The sequence below is a fragment of the Aurantiacibacter atlanticus genome (assembly GCF_001077815.2).
GTDB lineage: Bacteria > Pseudomonadota > Alphaproteobacteria > Sphingomonadales > Sphingomonadaceae > Alteraurantiacibacter > Alteraurantiacibacter atlanticus.
In genome coordinates, this window is sequence record NZ_CP011310.1 from 22631 (window position 1) to 42164 (window position 19534).

Annotated in this window: 26 protein-coding genes; 14 read left to right on the plus strand and 12 right to left on the minus strand. The window is 59.7% G+C overall.

From position 1 onward, the window contains the following. Nucleotides 1–3 precede the first annotated feature (3 nt). From CP97_RS00145 to CP97_RS00160, 4 genes are read right to left on the minus strand one after another with little or no spacing between them, the layout of a single operon-like run. On the minus strand, nucleotides 4–792 hold the full coding sequence (locus CP97_RS00145) for an META domain-containing protein (protein ID WP_161485411.1): 789 nt from the start codon (nucleotides 790–792) through the stop codon (nucleotides 4–6). Beyond that, nucleotides 782–2458, minus strand: a complete 1677-nt coding sequence (locus CP97_RS00150) for a mechanosensitive ion channel family protein (RefSeq protein ID WP_161485412.1) — start codon at nucleotides 2456–2458, stop codon at nucleotides 782–784. Before CP97_RS00150 ends, CP97_RS00145 begins: the two co-directional genes overlap by 11 nt. A 56-nt stretch (nucleotides 2459–2514) precedes the next feature. Continuing rightward, nucleotides 2515–2934, minus strand: coding sequence for an META domain-containing protein (locus CP97_RS00155; RefSeq protein WP_048884280.1), 420 nt, complete (start codon nucleotides 2932–2934; stop codon nucleotides 2515–2517). Continuing rightward, entirely contained in the window at nucleotides 2931–3875 is a 945-nt protein-coding gene (locus CP97_RS00160; protein ID WP_082863651.1) for a DMT family transporter, read from the minus strand. Before CP97_RS00160 ends, CP97_RS00155 begins: the two co-directional genes overlap by 4 nt. Nucleotides 3876–4016: 141 nt before the next feature. Here CP97_RS00160 and CP97_RS00165 point away from each other — a divergent pair, with 141 nt between their 5' ends. Further along, nucleotides 4017–4496: an Lrp/AsnC family transcriptional regulator gene (locus CP97_RS00165; RefSeq protein ID WP_053106480.1), complete on the plus strand. Its 480-nt coding sequence runs from the start codon at nucleotides 4017–4019 to the stop codon at nucleotides 4494–4496. 184 nt (nucleotides 4497–4680) lie between these two features. Next, nucleotides 4681–5163, plus strand: coding sequence for an MgtC/SapB family protein (locus CP97_RS00170; protein ID WP_048884282.1), 483 nt, complete (start codon nucleotides 4681–4683; stop codon nucleotides 5161–5163). 40 nt (nucleotides 5164–5203) lie between these two features. Here CP97_RS00170 and CP97_RS00175 read toward each other — a convergent pair whose 3' ends face one another. The 5 genes from CP97_RS00175 to CP97_RS00195 are packed head-to-tail and all read right to left on the minus strand — an operon-like array spanning nucleotide 5204 to nucleotide 7583. After that, nucleotides 5204–5680 (minus strand): hypothetical protein, encoded by a 477-nt coding sequence (locus CP97_RS00175; protein ID WP_048884283.1) that lies wholly within the window; start codon nucleotides 5678–5680, stop codon nucleotides 5204–5206. Beyond that, a complete protein-coding gene (locus tag CP97_RS00180) occupies nucleotides 5673–6173 on the minus strand; it encodes a group III truncated hemoglobin (protein ID WP_048884284.1) in 501 nt (166 codons plus the stop codon). Before CP97_RS00180 ends, CP97_RS00175 begins: the two co-directional genes overlap by 8 nt. Next, nucleotides 6160–6504, minus strand: a complete 345-nt coding sequence (locus CP97_RS00185) for a TehB family protein (RefSeq protein WP_048884285.1) — start codon at nucleotides 6502–6504, stop codon at nucleotides 6160–6162. Before CP97_RS00185 ends, CP97_RS00180 begins: the two co-directional genes overlap by 14 nt. Before the next feature lies 1 nt (nucleotide 6505). Then, nucleotides 6506–6865 carry a response regulator gene (locus CP97_RS00190; protein WP_048884286.1) on the minus strand — a complete coding sequence of 120 codons (360 nt, stop codon included), beginning with the start codon at nucleotides 6863–6865 and terminating at the stop codon, nucleotides 6506–6508. Nucleotides 6866–6893: 28 nt separating this feature from the next. Then, nucleotides 6894–7583: an alternative oxidase gene (locus CP97_RS00195; RefSeq protein ID WP_048884287.1), complete on the minus strand. Its 690-nt coding sequence runs from the start codon at nucleotides 7581–7583 to the stop codon at nucleotides 6894–6896. Nucleotides 7584–7664: 81 nt separating this feature from the next. Between CP97_RS00195 and CP97_RS00200 the strand changes: the two genes are divergently transcribed. Together CP97_RS00200 and fixJ are read left to right on the plus strand one after the other, a co-directional pair. Beyond that, complete coding sequence (locus tag CP97_RS00200; RefSeq protein WP_048884288.1) at nucleotides 7665–9203, plus strand: two-component system sensor histidine kinase NtrB; 1539 nt, start codon at nucleotides 7665–7667, stop codon at nucleotides 9201–9203. A 1-nt stretch (nucleotide 9204) separates the two neighbouring features. Then, on the plus strand, nucleotides 9205–9828 hold the full coding sequence (fixJ, locus tag CP97_RS00205) for a response regulator FixJ (protein ID WP_048884289.1): 624 nt from the start codon (nucleotides 9205–9207) through the stop codon (nucleotides 9826–9828). A gap of 145 nt (nucleotides 9829–9973) precedes the next feature. On the opposite strand, the gene CP97_RS00210 is transcribed toward fixJ, so the two are convergent. Next, the gene (locus tag CP97_RS00210; RefSeq protein ID WP_048884290.1) at nucleotides 9974–10231 is read right to left on the minus strand and encodes a hypothetical protein; all 258 of its coding nucleotides are present in this window, start codon (nucleotides 10229–10231) and stop codon (nucleotides 9974–9976) included. Nucleotides 10232–10689: 458 nt separating this feature from the next. Here CP97_RS00210 and CP97_RS00215 point away from each other — a divergent pair, with 458 nt between their 5' ends. Continuing rightward, the gene (locus CP97_RS00215; protein ID WP_048884292.1) at nucleotides 10690–11316 is read left to right on the plus strand and encodes a trimeric intracellular cation channel family protein; all 627 of its coding nucleotides are present in this window, start codon (nucleotides 10690–10692) and stop codon (nucleotides 11314–11316) included. 8 nt (nucleotides 11317–11324) lie between these two features. On the opposite strand, the gene CP97_RS00220 is transcribed toward CP97_RS00215, so the two are convergent. Then, a complete protein-coding gene (locus CP97_RS00220) occupies nucleotides 11325–12215 on the minus strand; it encodes a LysR family transcriptional regulator (protein ID WP_048884293.1) in 891 nt (296 codons plus the stop codon). Nucleotides 12216–12315: 100 nt separating this feature from the next. Between CP97_RS00220 and CP97_RS00225 the strand changes: the two genes are divergently transcribed. From CP97_RS00225 to CP97_RS16715, 6 genes are all read left to right on the plus strand, one after another. Further along, the gene (locus CP97_RS00225; protein WP_048884294.1) at nucleotides 12316–13014 is read left to right on the plus strand and encodes a pirin family protein; all 699 of its coding nucleotides are present in this window, start codon (nucleotides 12316–12318) and stop codon (nucleotides 13012–13014) included. Between the two features lie 42 nt (nucleotides 13015–13056). Then, on the plus strand, nucleotides 13057–13617 hold the full coding sequence (locus tag CP97_RS00230) for an NADPH-dependent FMN reductase (RefSeq protein ID WP_048884295.1): 561 nt from the start codon (nucleotides 13057–13059) through the stop codon (nucleotides 13615–13617). Between the two features lie 75 nt (nucleotides 13618–13692). Next, entirely contained in the window at nucleotides 13693–14325 is a 633-nt protein-coding gene (locus CP97_RS00235) for a YceI family protein (protein ID WP_048884296.1), read from the plus strand. Between the two features lie 70 nt (nucleotides 14326–14395). Next, nucleotides 14396–15238 carry a 4,5-DOPA-extradiol-dioxygenase gene (gene ygiD / locus CP97_RS00240; protein ID WP_227819728.1) on the plus strand — a complete coding sequence of 281 codons (843 nt, stop codon included), beginning with the start codon at nucleotides 14396–14398 and terminating at the stop codon, nucleotides 15236–15238. 469 nt (nucleotides 15239–15707) lie between these two features. After that, on the plus strand, nucleotides 15708–16319 hold the full coding sequence (locus tag CP97_RS00245) for a hypothetical protein (protein ID WP_048884298.1): 612 nt from the start codon (nucleotides 15708–15710) through the stop codon (nucleotides 16317–16319). A gap of 96 nt (nucleotides 16320–16415) precedes the next feature. Next, nucleotides 16416–16667: a hypothetical protein gene (locus tag CP97_RS16715; RefSeq protein ID WP_418202083.1), complete on the plus strand. Its 252-nt coding sequence runs from the start codon at nucleotides 16416–16418 to the stop codon at nucleotides 16665–16667. A gap of 24 nt (nucleotides 16668–16691) precedes the next feature. Here the strand turns inward: CP97_RS16715 and CP97_RS00255 are convergent. Then, a protein-coding gene (locus tag CP97_RS00255) for an IS3 family transposase (RefSeq protein ID WP_149036385.1) occupies nucleotides 16692–17863 on the minus strand; the annotation gives its coding sequence in 2 pieces (ribosomal slippage) (nucleotides 16692–17611 and nucleotides 17611–17863; 1173 coding nt in all). Between the two features lie 67 nt (nucleotides 17864–17930). Between CP97_RS00255 and CP97_RS00265 the strand changes: the two genes are divergently transcribed. Genes CP97_RS00265 through CP97_RS16395 form a run of 3 tightly spaced genes read left to right on the plus strand, consistent with a single transcriptional unit; the run spans nucleotide 17931 to nucleotide 19500 of the window. Next, the gene (locus tag CP97_RS00265) at nucleotides 17931–18833 is read left to right on the plus strand and encodes a S1 family peptidase (protein ID WP_149036386.1); all 903 of its coding nucleotides are present in this window, start codon (nucleotides 17931–17933) and stop codon (nucleotides 18831–18833) included. Next, nucleotides 18830–19252: a hypothetical protein gene (locus CP97_RS00270; protein WP_048884301.1), complete on the plus strand. Its 423-nt coding sequence runs from the start codon at nucleotides 18830–18832 to the stop codon at nucleotides 19250–19252. The genes CP97_RS00265 and CP97_RS00270 overlap by 4 nt, the downstream gene beginning before the upstream one ends. Nucleotides 19253–19260: 8 nt before the next feature. Then, nucleotides 19261–19500 (plus strand): transposase, encoded by a 240-nt coding sequence (locus CP97_RS16395; RefSeq protein WP_227819624.1) that lies wholly within the window; start codon nucleotides 19261–19263, stop codon nucleotides 19498–19500. Nucleotides 19501–19534: the final 34 nt, after the last annotated feature.

A 19534-nucleotide genomic window follows, 5' to 3' on the forward strand; every position in this document is an offset into this window, starting at 1 on the left:
TCCTTAATTGCGGACTGCGACGAGGCGCTGGCCATTGCCGGAGAGGACGAGAAAACCCCCAGCTTCGAGCGATGCGTTCTCGATCAGAGAAAGGGCATCGAGGAAACGGCGCTCTTGCTGCATCAATCCAGCTTCACAGGCGCGTTTGGTCGCAGCGACATTGCCAACCTCGAGCGAGTTGCCATCGAGGCCATATGAACTGCTGAAGCGGTTGCAGCTGGTGGAACCATACAAGCGACCATCGGCCGTGAAGGTCATCGTTGGAGCGGAGATCTGCGCCACGACATCGCCGCCGATCTGGGTTACATGCCATTCGCCGTCCTGCAGGTCAGAAATACCGGCAAGGCCGGGATCGTCTGGCGATGTCATCGATACCCTTATGTCGCCGATATCGACGGTGTCGCTGCGAAGATCGAGCAGGAAAGGTTCACTGGTGCGGAACAGGATTGTGCCATCGGGCTCGCGGATGAAGGCCCGCAGGCCGTAGAGCGGCCCGTCGCTCAGATTCAGCTTCGATACGTCGATCGAGAACGGGATCGGCGGCGATGCCTGTCCGATCGTGTTCATCGTGCGCGAGAGGATGAGCTCCTGGTTGCGACCGAGGGTGATGTCAGAAACAACGATTTCCACCTGCGCTTCGGGGGGCAGCGCGATGCGCTCGCGATAGGACAGTGTGCCGGTAATTCTTTCTACCATGGCGACCTCACCGCTTTCTGCAGCGGGCTGAATGGTGGCAAAGGCACTCAAGCTCATGGCGAGGGCAACCGATGCTAACAGCAAGTTACATTTCACCGTCATTCTCCTTGTTACCTTCCTGGCTTGGACGGACCATTGGGATCGCCGCCGAGCGGCCGTTGGCCGAGCCGCAAGCGTCGATGTGAAGCGTGCGAGTGGGGAAGGCGATTTCCACGTCGAGTTCCTTCAGTTTCCGCATCAGCGCGAGGAGCAGATCCTCCTGCATCTCGAGTGACTCCGCGAACGATGCAGTCCGAAAATATGCGAAGATCTCGATGTTGAGTGCGCTTTCGCCGAAACCTATGAAGCGTGCGCGAGCATCTTCTTCGAGGACATGATCGTTTTCCGCCAGGATTGTCCGGAACGCGGCCAGAACCTCGCTCATCTTCTCGGCATCCGTGTCGTAGCTGACTCCGATCACGTGCTTGAAGAGGAACTGGTCGCGAGCGGAAAAATTCTCGATCTTCTCGCCGGCAAGAAATCCGTTGGGGATCGTTACCAGCGTCCGGTTGATCGTGCGCACACGGGTCGAGCGCATGCCGACATCCTCGACCGTGCCGAACGTATCGCCGATCTGGGCAGCGTCGCCTACCTGCACCGGATGATCTCCGATGATCGTTACAGACCCAACCAGGTTCTCGATCGTTTTCTGCGCGCCGAGCGCCAAGGCGAGCCCGCCGATGCCGAGAGCAGCGATACCGGTGGTTACGTCGACACCGAATGTATCGAGCACAGCGATGAAGATCATGACCAGCAATGTGAGCTTGGCGATCCGCCGCAACAGCGTGATGACCGATGCGGCCTGGCGCCGCTCCGCCCTGTTCATTCGTTCGCTCGCCATCCGCGCGACAGCATCGATCAGCCTGAACAAAAACCAGCCAAGGGAAAGCCAGGCCGCGATACCTGCGCCGCGCAGCAGCTGCTGGCGAGCGATGATCGAGACCTCCATGGTGCCTGCAACATAGAAGAAGGCGATTGTCGCCACGTAGAGGGCGAGCGGTGGGAGAGCGGCGTGGATGAGACGAAAGACGGTGCTGCTGCTGTGTTCGGGAATGACTCGCCGCAGGACCGAGATAATTGCAGCCGCGAGCAGGCGTAGCGCTGCGAAAAGCGCGACCGCTACGCCGATCAACAAAAGCCAGTCGAGGACTGGCGCGCCGGCGACTTCGATCGCCTTTTCCTCGCTCTGTTCAGCAACTTCAGGCGAAGGCGACCAGTCTTCGAGGGCCGATACTGTTTCCAGCGAGATTCTCCATTGCAGCAATTTTCCCTCCCCAGCGGCAACGCGCTGCAGGATAATGGGCTGCTCGGAACCTTCGAGCTGGAACGTGCCGACTTGCTCCAGGAGGGGATCTAGTCCGTCTTCCAAGTCGCCATCGGGAGCGTTGGAAAGCACGGCAAAGGGTCGAAGCATCCCCCCGCTGTCGAGCGCGAGTTTCAATTTTCGAGCGAGATCTGCACCTTGAACCAGTCCTTCCGACGCGTCGGTCGCTGGCGAGCCTTCATCGCCTAGGGGCAGCGTGGCCGGATCGGGGGTGCCGGCGAAATAGCGCGCGGCCCGTTCGTAGTCCTCGGCGGCAAGCGCGTTCAGCAACGCTGTTACGCTGGAGCGCGGTGTTTGCCTTTCGAATGTATCTACCAGAGCTTCGGTTGGCGCTGTTTCGGAAGGCTCTGGCGTCGGAAGTTGGGCGTGCGCAACTGTCGCCCCGGTAAGAAGTGCCATGACCGCGACTGCGTGAACAAATAAACGCCGCAAGATCGAACTGATAGGGTTGGGTTTCATGGTCGTCTTTCGTAGGGTTGCGCCAAAATCCATGGCTGGTTGTCGTCCTGCAACACGAGGGCGCCGGTCGGGTCGAAGCGGTAGCTATCGATCGACTCAATGGCTCCTAGAAAGACCCGTTCCTGATACATCAGCGCTTCAGGACAGACTTTACGCGTCGTCGTTACGACATTGATCGTCATGGCCGAGCCTTCGACGCGGTATCTACCGATGAGGAGATTGCATCCAGTCGAGCCAGAAAGCTGCCCGTCAAGTTCCAGGAGCAGTTCCACACGCGAATAATCGATGATCCCGCGCCCGGCGATGTCTTCCACGACCCAGGCTCCGACGAGCGGCTCCGTTGACTTCGGGACGCCCGTGCACGCGGGGATACAAAACATGGCTGCGATGCCGACCGTTCTCACAGGCGAGATCATGGCGACGTTTCCGTCATGGACCGATCGGTCGATCGAACGGGCGTCCTGACCGGTCTGCGCATGAGAAGCCTGTCGACCAGCCGCGGCAGTGAAGCGATGATTACGCCGGCTAAGATAACGAGCGCGCCGATCACGTCGGACAGGCCGAAGATTTCGCCCGCCGCATATCCGAACAACCCACCGAAGACTGGTTCGAGCGCGTAAATGATTGCGGCACGCGAGGAATCGACCCGTGCCTGAGCCCAGCTCATCGCGAACTGGATGTAGGCGGTAGCGATACCATAGCCCACGACCACCCAGAACAATGTCGGCGAAGCAACCGGCATTGGCTCCCCTGTGGCGAGCGCGAAGGCAGCACACAGCAGCGTGGTGGTGACCATCATCACGAACGCGATCCGCAGAGGATCGGCCCGGCGCACGTAATATCCAAGGATGACGACCTCTACCGCGATTGCAACGGCGCCAACGATCGAAAGTGTATCGCCGTAGCTAAGGGTGATGTCGGCTGGCGACAGGCCCGACATGATGGCTACACCGAGACAGGCAAGGACAACTCCGATCCAGATCCCGGCAGCTGCGCGTTGGCGAAAAAACAGCAGCTGAAGCACAGGAACAAGTGGCACGTAGAGTGCGGAAAGAAATGCTACGCGCCCAGTGTCCGTGGTTTGCAGCGCATAGGCCTGTGCGCCATATGCGATGCACGCAGTGGCAGCGACGACGATACCGGCAACCATTTCGGTGGCACCAATTCCGCGGGTCGCACGCGGCAGGACCAGCGCAAAGGCAACGGTTGCCATCAGATAGCGTAGGGCGACAAAGCCGAGCGGCCCTGTAAATTCCATGCCGATCTTGGTCGCGAGAAAGCTCGCGCCCCAAAGCACCGATGCAGCAAGCAGAGCGAGCTCGGGAACGATACGACGGGGGATGTGCAGTCGCTGCATGCCGACTTCCTGTCTCGCTAGCCAAAAAAACGAGCGCCGCAGATCTTGCGGCGCTTCGACTGCAAATATAGAGGCTGGAAAGCCGTATTTCCCTTCGAAGTTTTTCCCCTGCACAATAGAATCTGCGGAAAGGAGACGAGCGTGCCGCAGAAACCCTCGCTTGACCGAATCGACCGCAAAATCCTCGATATCCTTCAGCGCGATGGCCGGATTTCCAATCAGCGTCTTTCCGAGGCGGTGGCTCTTTCACCGAGTGCTTGTCTCGCGCGTCTTCGCAGGCTGGAGAAAGAAGAAGTCATCACGGGCTACAAGGCCCAGGTCGATGCAGCCAAGCTGGGTCCTAATCTTACCGTGTTCGCAGAGATTGTTGCTACGGCACACGATCCTGCAAGCACGCGAAGGATCGAACAGGCGCTTGCCGACATCCCCGAAGCAATCGAGGCTCATCAGGTGAGCGGGAGCTACGATTTTCTGGTTCGTTTCCTGGTTCCGGACATGGAGTTCTGGACCAATCTGGCAGACGAGTTGGCCGATGGAGAACTCAAGATCGAGACCGTAAGAACCGTGGCCGTAATGCGCCGGATAAAAGGATGGGTGGGGGTTCCTCTCGGAGCGACATGACCCTCGCGTCTGAGACAAGTGCAGGCTCCGAAATGAATGGCACCGCCAGTTCAACCATGTTCCGTTGGCCCCGGAGCCCGAGAGGCACGCCCTGGGGCTTAGAACATATTTCCTTGCGTATGATCGTGGCGCGGAACCTCTTCGCTGATTTTGATTAAGTTCCTAAAATGCTGCGGAGTTTGGGATGTTTGAACAGTTTCTGGGGCCTGACCATTTCGACATCATGCCTCACCTGGTCGCGATTGGCCTGGCCTATCTTCTGGCGTTCCCGATCGGCTGGAACAGGGAAAAATCGGAAAGGAGTGCGGGGCTTCGGACCTTCCCGCTCGTCGCTGTTGCCAGTTGCGGGTTTATCCAGGCAGCGGAATCCATGACTGCAGATACTCCGGAGGCGATGGCCCGCATTGTCGAAGGTCTGATAACCGGCATGGGGTTTATCGGTGGGGGGGCCATTCTGCGCCTCAAGGATTCGGTCAAGGGCACCGCCACGGCCGCCAGCCTCTGGATTACCGGTGCTATCGGCGCGGCGGTTGGTCTTGGCAGCCTTGATGTTGCGATCATGCTTTCTGTCATAACCGTCGCGACGCTGTGGATCATGGCGCCGCTGAAGCATTTCGGGCATCTTGAACAGGAGGATGGCAGCGACGAAGTTCGCAAGGAGAAGTAACAGCAGGCAGTGGTTTTTTGTGATGCGTCGGCTGATATTCCTACATTACGACCGCACTGATGACGCTGATACCTATCCCGAAAAAGGCGACGGCTGCCGGAACTATGAGCACCTGGCCATAAACTTCCTTGCGCGCCAGCGGTCCGTAGGCAGTTTGCAGGACAGTGCCCGGACGATCGAGAACGCTGCGCGGTTGCGACGATGCTTGCCGTAGCATCACACGGGCGGTTCCGAAGAACATGGTGACGTAGATCGCCGAGATTGCGATCGCGAACGCGGCGTGAGCGCCGCCGGTCGCACCAAGCAGGGCAATCAGGAAGATCGCGTAGCAGGCAATCATCGCCCGCCATACCGATGCGGGCAGTTCGAACATTCGGGATTCGGGCTGCTGTGCTTGCCTCGGCGCTTCGTTGTCGTTGGCCTCGAGCGCGGGAATCGGAACCAGCACATCGGGCAGTGCATCGAGAGACTCCGGCAGTGGCGCCACGGATTGCGTGCGAAGAACGGTATCAGGCATGGGGTAGGTCCTTTCCTGCGCGCCCTCCGGCAAGTCCATTTCGGCGCATTTCTGTGGCAGTCAGCAAGCTGTCGGCGATCATCCTCGCCCGTGCGCCGACGAGATCGGTCGCGGCAGGATTCCCTTCTGCTTCCCGAAGCGTTTCGTAGAAGAGGTCGAGCCAACGCGAGAAATGCCGGAGTTCGAGGCCCGGAATAGCAAGGTGCTTGAGCATGGGATTCCCCGAGAACTCGCCGCTATTGTGGAGCACCGAGCGCCAGAAACCCTTCATTCTGCCTAGGTGCGGCGACCAATCCGCAATGCGTTCGGCGAAGATCGGGCCGAGAAGGTCATCCTCACGGATTTTAGCGTAGAATGCTTCGACCAGGCGATCGATAAACGCCGCGTCAATCCCGATTTCCTCGGCCGCTGCGCGCTTTTCAGCGCGTTTTTGCTGCGCGAAGGAACGGGTGTCGGGATCGGCCGGATGCGAACGGATGTTAGCGCTGGTCATGAGCGCCTCCCTCGTCTTTGTCGGCGAAAGGTGTTGCGTCTGCAACGCGCAGGAACTGCACATGAAACCGCACCGCTCCGACCGGCTCGACACGGTGAAGGATTGTCGGTTCGACTACGCCGGGTTCGCATTCGGGCGTGAGCAGCACTTCGGTCGAGGCGCGGCGCGGATCGGTGACGACGTATCGCAACTTGCCTTCCTCGATTCGGATGAGACCCCAGACGCCGTCCTTGGTGGAATGCTCAGCCAGCAGACCTGCCGGCACGGTGTCTTCGCTGAAAGTTGCCGTGCGCTTGTATGGCTTGATGCCGTCGGGAAGATCGGTGGTCACGTCAGGCCGCCTTTCGTGTTTCGAAGATGGCGCGGATCGCACTGCTCAGCTCGTCGCCCAGAAGCGGCTTTTCGATCAGCTCGGCGTTTGCGGCGGCGACACGGGCTCGCAGCTTGACAGTAGGATTGGTCGCAAGGATTATTGCCGGCGCGCAGCAGCCCTGTCTCTTCAACCCATCGAGAGCGACAAGACCGTCTCCGGCGTAGCATTCGTCGATGACCAGTGCGGCCGCCGTGGAAAGGTCGCCCTCCTTCGCAATCCCCTCGGCGATTTCGAACCCTTCGACCGAGAGCGAGAAACGCAGCGCGGAAAGGACGGAGATATCTTCGACCAGCAACAGGATCTTGGCTTGATCGACCATCTTCCGTCCTCCTCGCCAACAGCCTGGATCAGGCGGCCTTCTTCCAGTTGGGTTCAAGCGTCACGTGCGGCGGGCATTCGGCGACCTGGCCGACCGGCAGACCCGCAAGCTCGTTGGCGAAACCGTGGTTGACGTCGCGATGGTGGGCCTCGTCGGCGCGCACCACCAGCACGACGTCGCGCAGCGCGGCATCCTCAGGGAGACCCCAGTAGCGCTTGGCGATTTCGGGCGCAGGCACGTTCGGGCTGCGACCCTCGTCGATCTCGGCGAGATAGTGCGTGTAGCTGATCACCGCCTCTTCCTCGAAGTAGCCCACGACACGGTGCGCGGTCTTCGAGCTGATCAGATAGAGCGCGAAGAAGAACAGGTAGAACACCCATTGCACGCCGATGATCACCGCGCGTTCGAACCAGGTAGGCTGCGAGACCTCGATGAAGGTCATGAGGTGCATGCGCTCGTTTTCGGCTTCGTCCATGAGCGTCTTGATCCAGCCCTTGTCGTCGCACATGCGGCGCAGGCAGGCGAGATGGTTGATCGTCGCCCCGACCATGCCCGGCACGGCCGCAACCGTTTCGAGCACGACGGCACGGTGGCCGTAACGCTCGGCAAAGAAAGTATCGGCACACCAGCGCAGCGCCTTGGTGAAGCCGAAGGCAATCCGATCCGACACGCCGCGGGGGTTGTAGTGGACACCGAGATCGATGAAGGGTGCAGTCATTGAAACTTCTCCGCTTGCGGCAAATGTTGTTGGAGCGCCGCTGATGCCCTCCTTCTACGCCGATGCACGGGACCACGAAATTTGGATGATCACCCTACGCCAAGCACCCTAAGGGCCTTACCGGAGGTAGGGCGCACCAGCTTTGTCAGCCGCTTCCTGCCGCGCCTGTCGTTTTCGACCGCGCTGTTACTGGCACTGCTCGCTATAGCGGCGGGCGTGGCGGTCCGCCTGCTGGCAGCCGACGAACTCGGTCAGCGCGCGACGTTCATTTTCTTCGTTCCCGGCGTGGTTGTCGCGAGCGCACTTTCCGGGATTAGAGCCGGAAGTCTTGCGGCTGTGGTCGGCGCTGCCGCGGGTCTATGGTGCGACGCGCTGAGCGGACCGATCGAGGGCGGAAGCCTGATTGCCGCCGCAGCCTTCATGCTTATCGGCCTGGCCGTGGCCATCGGCGGCGAATGGTTTCAACGCGCGCGGATCGAAACTGAAACCGCCGCCGTCGCTCTCGCGCGGCGTGAAGCCCATCTGCAATCGATCCTCGACACCGTGCCAGATGCGATGATCGTCATCGACGAATCCGGATTGATCCGCGATTTCAGTCCTGCGGCCGAACGGATGTTCGGATGGCATGCGGCAGAGGTGGCCGGAGAGAACGTCAAGGTGTTGATGCCCGATCCCTACCGCAGCGCGCATGACGGCTATCTCGAGCGCTACTATCGCACCGGCGAGAGGAGGATCATTGGCAAGGGTCGCGTGGTCGTCGGCGAGCGCAAGGACGGTTCGACCTTCCCGCTCGAACTCGCAGTGGGCGAGATGCAGGCGGAAGGGCAGCGCTTTTTCACCGGGTTCATCCGGGACCTGACCGAGCGCCAGCAGGCCGAGGCAAGATTGCAGGAATTACAAAGCGAGCTGGTGCACGTCTCGCGGCTTACCGCTTTGGGTGAAATGGCGTCTGCGCTCGCGCACGAGATCAACCAGCCGCTCTCGGCGATCGCTAATTACCTCAAGGGTAGCCGGTTGCTGCTCATGCGAGAGGAGGTCCAGCACGAGCGCGTAGCGGAAGCCGTTGAGAGGGCCGCCGCGGAAGCGCTCAGGGCGGGCGACATCATCCGCCGGCTGCGGGATTTCGTAGCCCGCGGCGAAACCGAACGCACGATCGAGAGCCTGCCGAAGCTCGTCGAGGAGGCCAGCGCTCTCGCGCTCGTGGGTGCCAAGGAGCATGGCATCCGGGTGCAGTATGAGTTCAGCCCTGCAATCGATCTGGTGCTGGTCGACAAGGTTCAGATCCAGCAGGTCGTGCTCAACCTCGTGCGAAATGCTGTCGATGCGATGGCGGAATCAGAGTTTTCGAAACGTAATCTGACGATTGTGATCGAACAAGCCGACGACGAGGACATGGCACAGGTATCGGTGACTGACACCGGTCCCGGCATCGATCCCGAAGTCGCGGACAGGCTTTTTCAGCCCTTCATCTCCACCAAGCGCACAGGTATGGGCGTCGGACTGTCGATTTCGCGCACGATCGTCGAGGCGCATGGCGGGCGTATTTGGGTCCGGCCAGCTCCCGGCAGCGGGGCGGAGTTCGGCTTTACGGTCCAGCGTGTCGCAAGCGAGGAACTATAAGATGGCGAGTAGAGGTGCGAGTGATCCGATCGTCTATGTTATCGACGACGACGAGAGCGCACGGCACTCGCTGGAGTTTCTTCTCGACGTCGCCGAAATCCGAGTTCGCTCGTTCGCCTCGGCCGATGCTTTCCTGAAATCCGCACCTCCGCTTTCCGGCGCCTGCGTAGTGACCGACGTGCGCATGCCCGGCACGAACGGTGTCGAACTGGCCGGTAAGTTGAAGGAGCGCGATGATACTGTGCCGGTGATCGTCATTACCGGTCACGCCGACGTGCCGTTGGCGATCCAGGCGATGAAGGCAGGCGCTGCGGACTTTATCGAGAAGCCGTTCGACGACGAGGCCATACTAGCGGCAATCCGCAAGGCGCTGAACGAGAGCACCGACGATGAGCAGAAACAGAACGAACGCCGCGAAGTGCTCGACCGTCTCGCTCTGCTCTCCACGCGGGAGCGCCAGGTGGTCGATGGCCTTGTGGACGGGAAAGCCAACAAGGTGATCGCCTTCGATCTCGACATCAGCCCCCGAACTGTTGAAGTCTACCGCGCGAATGCGATGATGAAGATGCAGGCGAAGACCCTCTCCGATCTCGTGCGCATGGTGACGATTGCCCGGCTGGGCTAGCTGGTTCGTCTGCTTTCACCGGATTTCAGATGAAAGCGGACGGTCCGTAACCGGCCCAATTTATGACGTCGGTCCTTCCACCGCTCCGTCGGCTCTCAGGCAAATTGAGACTAAGCCGGATTGGCCGAGATGGGGTGGGAAGCGGTCAGTCGGGTCTGTCGGTATTTGAGTGGGAGACATCCGTGAATTGAGCTTCGCCAATGTTCTGACCATGGCGATCGATAAATCTTTTTGCCAGCCACGCGACCGCGGTCGTGCCAATAATGACGAACGCGGCAAATAATTGGTTACCGCCATCGCCCCAGTCGAGGTCTAGTTCAAACAGCAACAGAAAGCCGACAACAACGATTACGTAAACACCACCGCTCGAAGGCTTCGGGTCATACTTTCTCGCGTTTCCCATAACCTACTTATCTCACCCTTCCTCTTAGGCTGCAATTGGGTCGCAAGCGGAATGGCAGCTTGGGGCGCTCCGTCACCCGGGAGCCGCCAGTCCGCAACCGGCCCAATTCCAGTCGTAAGGAACGACCTTAAAAATTGATGCGAGCTGAAATGTGGGCCGGGACACCGAACGCGTGCGGATTTCCGATCACATGCCAATTACTTGGCCAGTAATCGCGACAGCTTTTTCAGACTCGGAACCCATTCACGCCTTAAATGCCAAAGGCGAAGTTTCACCACCAAGAAGTTTCACCACCAATATGCCTTTCGTCAAGCTGCGCTTACCTCTGAGCAAGCGGCAAACGACCAGAGGCGCGGGGGTGAATTTCGTCATCTATGAACAATGCTGCATTTTTGCCTGAGACGATCGCAGAATAGCGCTACATCGGGCTGAGGCATTCACGCGTCATCGGGACCATCATGTTTGAAAACAGCATAATTCTGCTCGACTGGATCGGGATCGTGGTGTTCACGATCACAGGCGCCTTGGTTGCCTCGCGCAACCAGATGGATGTGATTGGCTTCATTCTTCTTGGCACTGTTACCGGCATCGGTGGCGGAACCATTCGCGATCTCATTCTCGATGCGCACCCGGTCCTGTGGTTGGATCGCCCGCAATATCTCGTAGTCTGCGTCGCCGTGTCGATCGGCGTCTTCTTCACTGCACATCTCGTGACTTCGCGCTACCGGCTGATCCTCTGGCTTGATGCGCTCGGCCTCGCGCTTTTCGCGACGGCGGGCGCAGAGAAAGCCGCAAGTCTCGGCGAAGCACCGATCGTTGCAATTACCATGGGCGTGATCACCGCCTGTTTCGGTGGAATCATCCGCGACGTGCTTGGGAAGGAGGATTCGATCATCTTCTCCCACGAGATTTATGTGACCGCAGCCGTGGTTTCGGCAGCAAGCTATATCAGCTTCAGCGCCTTGGGGTTATCCCGAGAACTCGCAGTCGGCTTGGCGCTAGCCGCAGGGTTTGGGTTGCGCGCAGGGGCGCTCGCGTTCGGATGGTCGCTACCCCGTTACAAGCCGCGCGCTCCCGACACTTGAAAACCGGGTTATAACGCTCTCTCGAGCGCCTTCAGCAACCATGCCGTCGCAGGACCCGGCAGCCGGTCCTTGCGCCACAAGGCCGAGAGCCGGTAATCCACGCTCGTGCCTTCGGGGAGATCGAGGATCCTCAGACGATCTTCGGCGATGTCATCCGCGACCAAATGGCGAGGCATATTGCCCCAACCGCTGCCCCCGATAAGAAGCGCGCGCTTCGCCCCAAGGTCCGCCAGTCGCCAGCTGCGCGAGCTCACCACCGAAAAGTCCTGCCCTTCGGTATAGGTGGAACGGTCGGTCAGGACGAGCTGCAGGTAATTGCGGGCCTGGCCCGGACGGATTTCGGCCAGCTGCGAGAGTGGGTGTCCTGGCGCGGCGACCGGCACCAGTTCGACGCTGCCGATTTCCTTGCGCTCGAGTTCGGGCAGATCGAGCAGCACTGGGCCGGCCACCGCCAGGTCGGCGCGCGAATGGAGGAGAAGTGCGGCCACGGCGCCCAGCGCCTCGACGTGCAGCCGCAAATCGACCAGCGGGAACGCCTGCTGAAAGTCCTGAAGGATCGCCGACACCGCACCGAAAGGCACCATGACATCGAGCGCCAGCGACACTTCGGTTTCGACGCCTGCATGGATGCTGCGCGCCCTGGCGACAAGATCGTCGGCATCGTCGATCACAGCCCGCGCCGACGCCAGCAGCGACCGGCCTGCAGCGGTCAGCCGCGGGCGCCGCGATCCTTCGCGGTCGAACAGGTTGAAGCCAAGCTGCCCCTCGAGCGTGACGATCCCGTAGCTGACCACCGAGACCGCCCTGCCAAGCTTGCGCGCCGCGGCGTTGAAGCTGCCTTCGTCGTGCACCGCAAGGAAGAGACGCAACTGGTCGAGGGTAGGCTGGCCGATCTGCACTGTTCAACTCCATAGAACATTTAGGCCAAGTTTATCCGGGTTTTCCGATTGCAATTCAAGGTCCATATCGGGTTCAAGACGCTGATACGGAGTAAATCACATGATCGAGGTCAGGAAATTCCACACGCTGGGGTCCGCCAATCACGGCTGGCTCGATGCGCACCATCACTTTTCCTTTGCCGGTTACCACGACCCTGCACGGACAAGTTGGGGCAACCTGCGTGTCTGGAACGACGATACCATCGCCGCGAAGTCCGGTTTTCCGCCGCACCCCCACAACGATATGGAGATCATCACTTATGTCCGCGAGGGCGCCATCACGCACCGCGACAGCATGGGCAACGAGGGCCGGACCGAGGCAGGCGATGTCCAGGTCATGTCGGCCGGCAAGGGCGTAACGCACTCGGAATACAACCTCGAGGACAAGACGACCCGCATCTTCCAGATCTGGATCATTCCCGACCAGCGCGGCGGCGCGCCCGCTTGGGGTGCGCGCCCGTTTCCCAAGGATGACCGTACCGGCAGGTTCGTGACGCTCGCTTCGGGGCTGCCCGGAGACGATGATGCACTCCCGATCCGCACCGGGGCGCGGGTTCTCGGCGCGACGATCCTCGCCGGGGAGAGCGTAACCTACGAAGCCACGCCCGACCGGCACCTCTATCTGGTTCCCGCAGCCGGCAGTATCCGGATCGAGGACCAGACTGCCGAGGCACGCGACGGCGTCGCGATCACCGGCCTCGACCGGTTCACGATCACGGCACTCGACGACAGCGAGCTCGTCTTGGTCGACGCCGCCTGATCCACCGTTTCATTCATTCAGAACTATTCTCAGGAGATCCTCATGTACAAGTCCTACAAAGTCGCCGTTGTCGTCGGCAGCCTGCGCAAGGCGTCGGTCAACCGCAAGGCGGCCGAGGCCGTCGCCCGGTTGGCGCCTGACAATCTCGCGTTCGAGTTCGTCGAGATCGGCGATCTTCCCCTCTATGACGAGGATGTCGAGGCCGCCGGCGCACCGGCCCCATGGACGCGTTTCCGCGAGCAGATTTCTGCCGCCGATGCGGTCCTGTTCGTGACCCCCGAGTACAACCGTTCGGTCCCTGGTGCGCTCAAGAACGCGATCGACGTGGGCTCAAGGCCTTACGGCCAGAGCGCATTCGCGAAGAAGCCCACGGCGGTGATGTCCGTGTCCCCGGGCGGAATCGGCGGGTTCGGCGCCAACCATCACCTACGCCAGTCGCTCGTCTTCCTTGATATGCCGGTCCTGCAGCAACCCGAAGCCTACATTGGCGGCGGCTGGGAGTTGTTCGACGATGCGGGCGAGTTCAAGAGCGACGACACCCGGAAGTTCTTCAAAAGCTTCGCCGATGCCTTCGCTTCGTGGATCGAGCGCACCGCCGCCTGACCAACGTTCTCCATCAATCAGTTTAGGCCTGCCCCGATTGCGGGGTTCGGCTCTCCATCGTCCAAGGAAACCGCCATGAACCACAAGTATGCCATCATCGCTGCGTTAGGCGTTGCCGTCCTTTCGGGAGGCGCCATCGCGCAGAGCGACGCTCTGATGCAAATTCCGGTGGAGGTCCGTTCGGGCAGCTATGTCCTCGACCCTGCGCACGGCAAGATCACCTGGTCCATCGATCACATGGGCTTTTCGACCTATGTCGGTCAGTTCACCGATGTCGCGGCCACGCTCGATCTCGACGTCCGCAATCCTGCCGCGAGCACGCTTTCGGCCACTATCGATACCGACAGCGTCGGGACGCTCAACGATCAGCTCGACAGCCACCTTAGGACGGCCGATTTCCTCGACACGGCAAACTTCCCGCAGGCGCAGTTCGCCGCCACTTCGATACGGCTGATCGACCGGGACAGCGCGGCGATCACTGGCAACCTCACATTACGCGGCGTGACCAGGCCGGTGACCATCGAAGCCGATTTCAACCAGGCTGGCATTAACCCGGTCGATCAGAAATATACCCTCGGCTTCGACGGCGAGACCACGATCAAGCGGTCCGACTTCGGCATCAACTATGGACTGCCAATGCTGGGTGACGAGGTCACTCTGAACCTGGAAGCCGAGTTCAAGCTCAACGAGACGGCGAACGGCAACTGACGGCACATTCCTGCGTCACTTTCGTTGATCCTCTGTCTCATTACCCTGCTGGAGACTCCCAATGCCCCGGATGCCCGCTCTATTCATTGGCCACGGCAGCCCGATGAACACGCTCGAAGCCAACGGCTATACCGAGGCGTGGCGGGCGTTCGGGCGCGCCTTGCCCCGGCCCAAAGCGATCCTCGCAGTCTCAGCGCACTGGTACTTCGGCGCGACTGCGGTGACCGCGATGGCGAGGCCAAGGACGATCCACGACTTCTACGGCTTTCCGCAGGAGCTCTTCGCGTTCGATTATCCCGCGAAGGGCGATCCCGATCTCGCCGGCGAAATCGTTGAAGCGGTCAAACCCCAGTGGGTCGGTCTCGATCAGGACCAGTGGGGCCTCGACCATGGCACCTGGTCGGTGCTTGCGCATCTCTATCCCGACGCGGACATTCCGGTCGTCCAGCTGTCGCTTAACGCGACGCGGCCCCTCGACTACCACCTCGATCTCGCGCGGCGTCTCGATGCCTTGCGGGATCGCGGCGTGATGATCCTCGCCAGCGGCAATGTGGTGCACAATCTGCGCGCGCTGCGCTGGGACCAGCCCGACCTTGGCTTCGACTGGGCCCAGCGGTTCGACGACGCGGCGGCCGAGCAACTTCTCCGCGACCCCGCCGACATCCTCAAGCTCGCCGAGCATCCGGACTTCACGGCCGCCGTCCCGACGCCGGACCATTTCCTCCCGCTGCTCTACACTGCCGGCCTGGCGTCGGCAGAAGGGGCTTCGCTCGAAGCTCTGGTGCGTGGCTACTCGATGGGGTCGATCTCAATGAGCTGTTACGGTCTCGGTGCCGAGATCGAGCTGCGCAAGGATCCCACCTGCGCGGCGCGCCTGCCCGCTGGTGTGCCGCCAGAACAGAGCAACATCTAGGGGCCCTCGTCCCACGCCAGGAGAATACGATGTCCGCATCCGATAATATCAGCCAACGGGTCAGCTTGGGAATGGACATATGCGCTAATGAGCCAAGGTGATCGCAGCGGGTCTGAAAGCAGGCCTTCTGCAAGTCCAATTCTTTCAAAGCCGACTAATCCCAATCGGTTAGACAAGCATCGCGAGAGCTTTTTCGGGTCTTATAATTGATTGCATGGCTCCGAAATCTGGGTCGGACAATGTCGGCTTCTCGCTTCATCATAGACGCCTGTCTGAGTGATCGGTACATCCAAAGACCGCCTTGAGTGAGACGACAAATGCTCATTCGGAACATCTTATCTGTCAGGTCTTTCAGGGAAGTTGACGCAATCGCAGTTCCCGGACTTGAAAACACTCTCCTTTCGGCTTTACGCAGAAACAATTACGCCGATAAGTGTAGACTCATAGCATCCCAATTGGAGGCCCACACATGCATCGCGTAGCACTTCTTCTTACCGTCGGCCTGCTCGCAGCCTGTGGCAACTCATCCTCCACAGCGAGCGGCAATATCGAGGATGGCGCAGACAACGAAGGCGATGCGATTGCTCTTGCCGAGACCGCCAATGCTACCGAGCCAAGTACCATTAACATGTCTTCTCCTCTCGGCAGCGGAACCGCCCAGGCTCCAGGTGAAACAATAACTTCGGAAAATGCTAGCCGAAAAGCCGAGAGCGTGACCACGCTTCCCTTGAAGCCCGGCTTTTATGTGGTGAACGATACGACTTGCGACCAGGCGTCCAACGCGACGCTCATGCTCGTGCGCAAGAGCGGGATCAACACGTCGCGCGTACCCTGCGATTTCAAGTCGATCGAGAAGACCGGCACGAACAGCTACCGCGTGACCGAAAGCTGCACGGAAGGTGGTGCTGCATGGGGCACCGAGGAGCATATTTCTACCAGCGTCTCGACTTACGAAATCCTCAATGAAACCAGCTTTACCTCGAAATCCGACAGTGGATGGGAAAGCAGCGCGCGCTATTGCCCTCAACCGAGCCTGCCCGAGCCATGGCGGAACAACGATATTGGCGACCTCATCGAATAGGCGAGCTTACGCCTTCGCCGCGAACACATATACCGAAGGCTACGACGAGCGGATTGCAATCCGGGCCTCGATCCCGAACGGGCGACCAGTTTCGAAATCGGCGGCGGCACTCGGCTCGGGCGGACCCGGCTGTTCGGTTCGGTCTTCTACAGCAAGCTCGACGATGCGCTCGTCACGATCCGCACAGCCCAAGATCTCAATCGACGGGAGAATATCGGTTCGGCTGACTATTGCGGCGCGGAACTGGGTGTCGATGCGCAGTTCTCGCCGACGCTTCAGGCGGGGCTGAACTACAGTTACATCCATCGCAGTTTCGACATCAGGTCAGCGCTCCCGGGAGTGACGTGACCCCCAGCTTTCCCCCAGCTGGGATTAGAGCCGGGCGGTTGTTTTGCGCATCAGCGCGGTTGAAGCAATGGGCTGCGTAGCGGAGCCCGTAGGGCGTAGCGAAGCAGGCCATTGCTTATCCAGTTCAGCGGCGAACGCCGCCGGTGTTGCGTAACCGAGAGACGAGTGTGGTCGCTCCCGATTGTAGTCTTCGACCCAGGCCGCGATCTCGACACGGGCATGGGCCATACTCAAGAACAGCGTCTCGTTGAGCAGTTCGTCCCGCATCCGGCCATTGAAGCTCTCGACATAGCCATTCTGCATCGGCCTTCCGGGCGCGATGTAATGCCACTCCACGCCGACCTCGCCGCACCATGCCAGCACAGCGTTGCTGGTGAGCTCGGTGCCATTGTCGCTGACGATCATGCCTGGCTTGCCGCGCTGTTCGATCAGTGCGGTCAGCTCGCGAACGACACGGCGACCAGAGATCGAGGTGTCCGGCACCGCTGCCAGGCACTCCCGGGTCACGTCATCGACCACGTTGAGCACCCGGAACCGTCTTCCCGAAGCCATCTGGTCGTGAACAAAGTCCAGGCTCCAGCGCTGGTTCGGCAGCGCCAGAACCGGAGCAGGTGCCCTTGTGCCAACAGCACGCCTGCGGCTACGTCGTCGCCTGACCGCCAAGCCTTCCTCACGGTAGAGCCTCTGGGTCTTCTTGCGGTTGATCATGATCCCCTCCCGGCGCAGCAGGATATGCAGACGGCGATAGCCGAACCGGCGACGCTGGTTGGCCAGCTCGCGCAGCTTCTCACGCAGATCGACGTCATCGTCCCGGGTGGAACGGTAACGCACGCTCTTGCGATCAGCATCGATGACACGGCACGCCCGCCGCTCGCTCATCCCATGGCACGCCTGGAGATGAGCAACAGCTTCCCGCTGCGCGGCGGGCGTCAAAACTTTTTTGCCAGAAGATCCTTCAACGCCGCCTTGTCCAGCATCGCATCGGCCAGCAAACGCTTCAGCTTCGCGTTCTCGCTCTCCAGCTCCTTCAGCCGCCGGGCATCGGACACTTCCATCCCGCCATACTTCGACTTCCAGTTGTAGATCGTCGCTTCAGATACACCGTGCCGACGGGCAAGGTCAGCGGTCTTGGCTCCCGCCTCCGCTTCCTTCAGCACGCCAATGATCTGCTCTTCTGAAAACCTCGTTCTCTTCATCTCGTCCGTCCTTCTGTCAGGGCCGGACTCTAATCCAACTTGGAGGAAAATCAGGGGGTCACGTCACTTGCCGCAAGATTTGATGAGCTTTGTCCAAATCAAGAAGGGCTCTGTTCCGAGCCAGATGCAGGCAACAGGTATGCAATCTGGAGACGGAGTATACGGTGGTTGGTCATTCTCAGACTCGACTGCGGATGCTTCGCGATACGTCTGCTCGTTCGCTTTCAACGCAAAAGACAACCTAAATCGTCCAATCATACTCACAGCCGCACACTGCGCTAACAATCCGAGGATATATTATCAGCGCTCTGGCGTCCCGCATTGGGTGTCTCTCACGTTCGAAAAAGAATGGATAGGGCCAGGCACGAAATACGATTACCAATTTCATCGGACCGATGGTTTAAATAACGGCGCTTGGGTGTGGTTTGATAATGGTCCTGGCAAAATTGATTTTAAAGGCTTTAGGCCGAGCGACGATCATACTCTCGACTCTAGCAAGAACATTATCGCATCTCAATCTGCTGAAGGTTATTACGCAGTGAAAGGGACGTGGGGATATTATGACCAGAAAGTTGGACAGGTCTTGTGCAAATCCGGGCGCTCGACTGGTCTAACATGCGGCCAGATTACGCACGGCTACTACACGTTCAACGGCATAAAAGGTTGGATCGAAACCGGCTTGTCGAGTGCATTCATCTACGCAGTATCAGGTGATAGCGGAGGCGCCGTATTCACCGAGCCGACCACTGCCGGAGGCATCAAAGCTGCAGGTATCGTCACTGCTGCAACAATCCACGATCCGACCCGGAACGCTAAAGGTGAGGTGAATTTTAGCGGCGATGAGCGTCCGTGCCTGCCGTTTATGGAAGGGAATTCTTCATATCCCGATGTCGGTCCGGATTGCAAAATGATCCATATGCCCATCGATTATGTCGATGATCAACAGCTCATTACGATTGTCACACAATGAGAATTGCTGGGCTCATTCCGATCTTCATCCTGGTTGCCGGATGCTCTACCGAAGTGACACCGGACACTTCCCCAGTGCTTCAAGAAAATCAAAAAGTAGCGCAGGCAGAATCGGTTTTTATCGGACGCCGGGTTGAAGACCGAGAAACCCCTTACGCTGCTTTATTCACCGGAGAATATGCGATCCGAAGTGGTTGTCTGGTATTCGCAGGCGGAGGGGAGGCGGTCTATCTTGCTGTCTTTTCGGAAGCCACAGATGTTGCCATAACTCAGACAGGAATAACAATAGACGGATCCAAAGAGATTGCATTCGGCACTCCGCTATCAATTGGTGGAGGCGTTGTGCCGACAAATGCGGTCACCTTGCGGAATGCTGTCCCAGCCGATTGCGACTATGAGTTGTTATTGGTCGGAGGGTAGCTGCCTTCGTGCGCTATGGCAGCGACCATATCCGAAGCACCATTGCGCTACGTGGCGGAACGCCGGTGATCCCGGCCAAGGCCAACCGCAAAGAGCCAATACCCCACGACACCGTCACCTACGCGTTGCGAAACCGCATCGAACGGTGCTTCGCGAAGCTCAAATGCTCACGCCGTCTCGCAACCCGATACGACAAAACATCAGCAAGCTACCTCGGCTTCATACATATCGCCGCCGCTCGCCTCTAGACCAATCAGTTTGTCAACAGAGCCTAGGCACCTC

What these genes read in the sequence shown, in the direction of transcription:
- CP97_RS00150 (WP_161485412.1), bottom strand. Translation starts at nt 2,458, where the DNA reads ATGGCACTTCTTACCGGGGCGACAGTTGCGCACGCCCAACTTCCGACG.
- CP97_RS00155 (WP_048884280.1), bottom strand. Translation starts at nt 2,934, where the DNA reads ATGATCTCGCCTGTGAGAACGGTCGGCATCGCAGCCATGTTTTGTATC.
- CP97_RS00160 (WP_082863651.1), bottom strand. Translation starts at nt 3,875, where the DNA reads ATGCAGCGACTGCACATCCCCCGTCGTATCGTTCCCGAGCTCGCTCTG.
- CP97_RS00170 (WP_048884282.1), top strand. Translation starts at nt 4,681, where the DNA reads ATGTTTGAACAGTTTCTGGGGCCTGACCATTTCGACATCATGCCTCAC.
- CP97_RS00175 (WP_048884283.1), bottom strand. Translation starts at nt 5,680, where the DNA reads ATGCCTGATACCGTTCTTCGCACGCAATCCGTGGCGCCACTGCCGGAG.
- CP97_RS00180 (WP_048884284.1), bottom strand. Translation starts at nt 6,173, where the DNA reads ATGACCAGCGCTAACATCCGTTCGCATCCGGCCGATCCCGACACCCGT.
- CP97_RS00190 (WP_048884286.1), bottom strand. Translation starts at nt 6,865, where the DNA reads ATGGTCGATCAAGCCAAGATCCTGTTGCTGGTCGAAGATATCTCCGTC.
- CP97_RS00195 (WP_048884287.1), bottom strand. Translation starts at nt 7,583, where the DNA reads ATGACTGCACCCTTCATCGATCTCGGTGTCCACTACAACCCCCGCGGC.
- fixJ (WP_048884289.1), top strand. Translation starts at nt 9,205, where the DNA reads ATGGCGAGTAGAGGTGCGAGTGATCCGATCGTCTATGTTATCGACGAC.
- CP97_RS00210 (WP_048884290.1), bottom strand. Translation starts at nt 10,231, where the DNA reads ATGGGAAACGCGAGAAAGTATGACCCGAAGCCTTCGAGCGGTGGTGTT.
- CP97_RS00215 (WP_048884292.1), top strand. Translation starts at nt 10,690, where the DNA reads ATGTTTGAAAACAGCATAATTCTGCTCGACTGGATCGGGATCGTGGTG.
- CP97_RS00225 (WP_048884294.1), top strand. Translation starts at nt 12,316, where the DNA reads ATGATCGAGGTCAGGAAATTCCACACGCTGGGGTCCGCCAATCACGGC.
- CP97_RS00230 (WP_048884295.1), top strand. Translation starts at nt 13,057, where the DNA reads ATGTACAAGTCCTACAAAGTCGCCGTTGTCGTCGGCAGCCTGCGCAAG.
- CP97_RS00235 (WP_048884296.1), top strand. Translation starts at nt 13,693, where the DNA reads ATGAACCACAAGTATGCCATCATCGCTGCGTTAGGCGTTGCCGTCCTT.
- ygiD (WP_227819728.1), top strand. Translation starts at nt 14,396, where the DNA reads ATGCCCGCTCTATTCATTGGCCACGGCAGCCCGATGAACACGCTCGAA.
- CP97_RS00245 (WP_048884298.1), top strand. Translation starts at nt 15,708, where the DNA reads ATGCATCGCGTAGCACTTCTTCTTACCGTCGGCCTGCTCGCAGCCTGT.
- CP97_RS00270 (WP_048884301.1), top strand. Translation starts at nt 18,830, where the DNA reads ATGAGAATTGCTGGGCTCATTCCGATCTTCATCCTGGTTGCCGGATGC.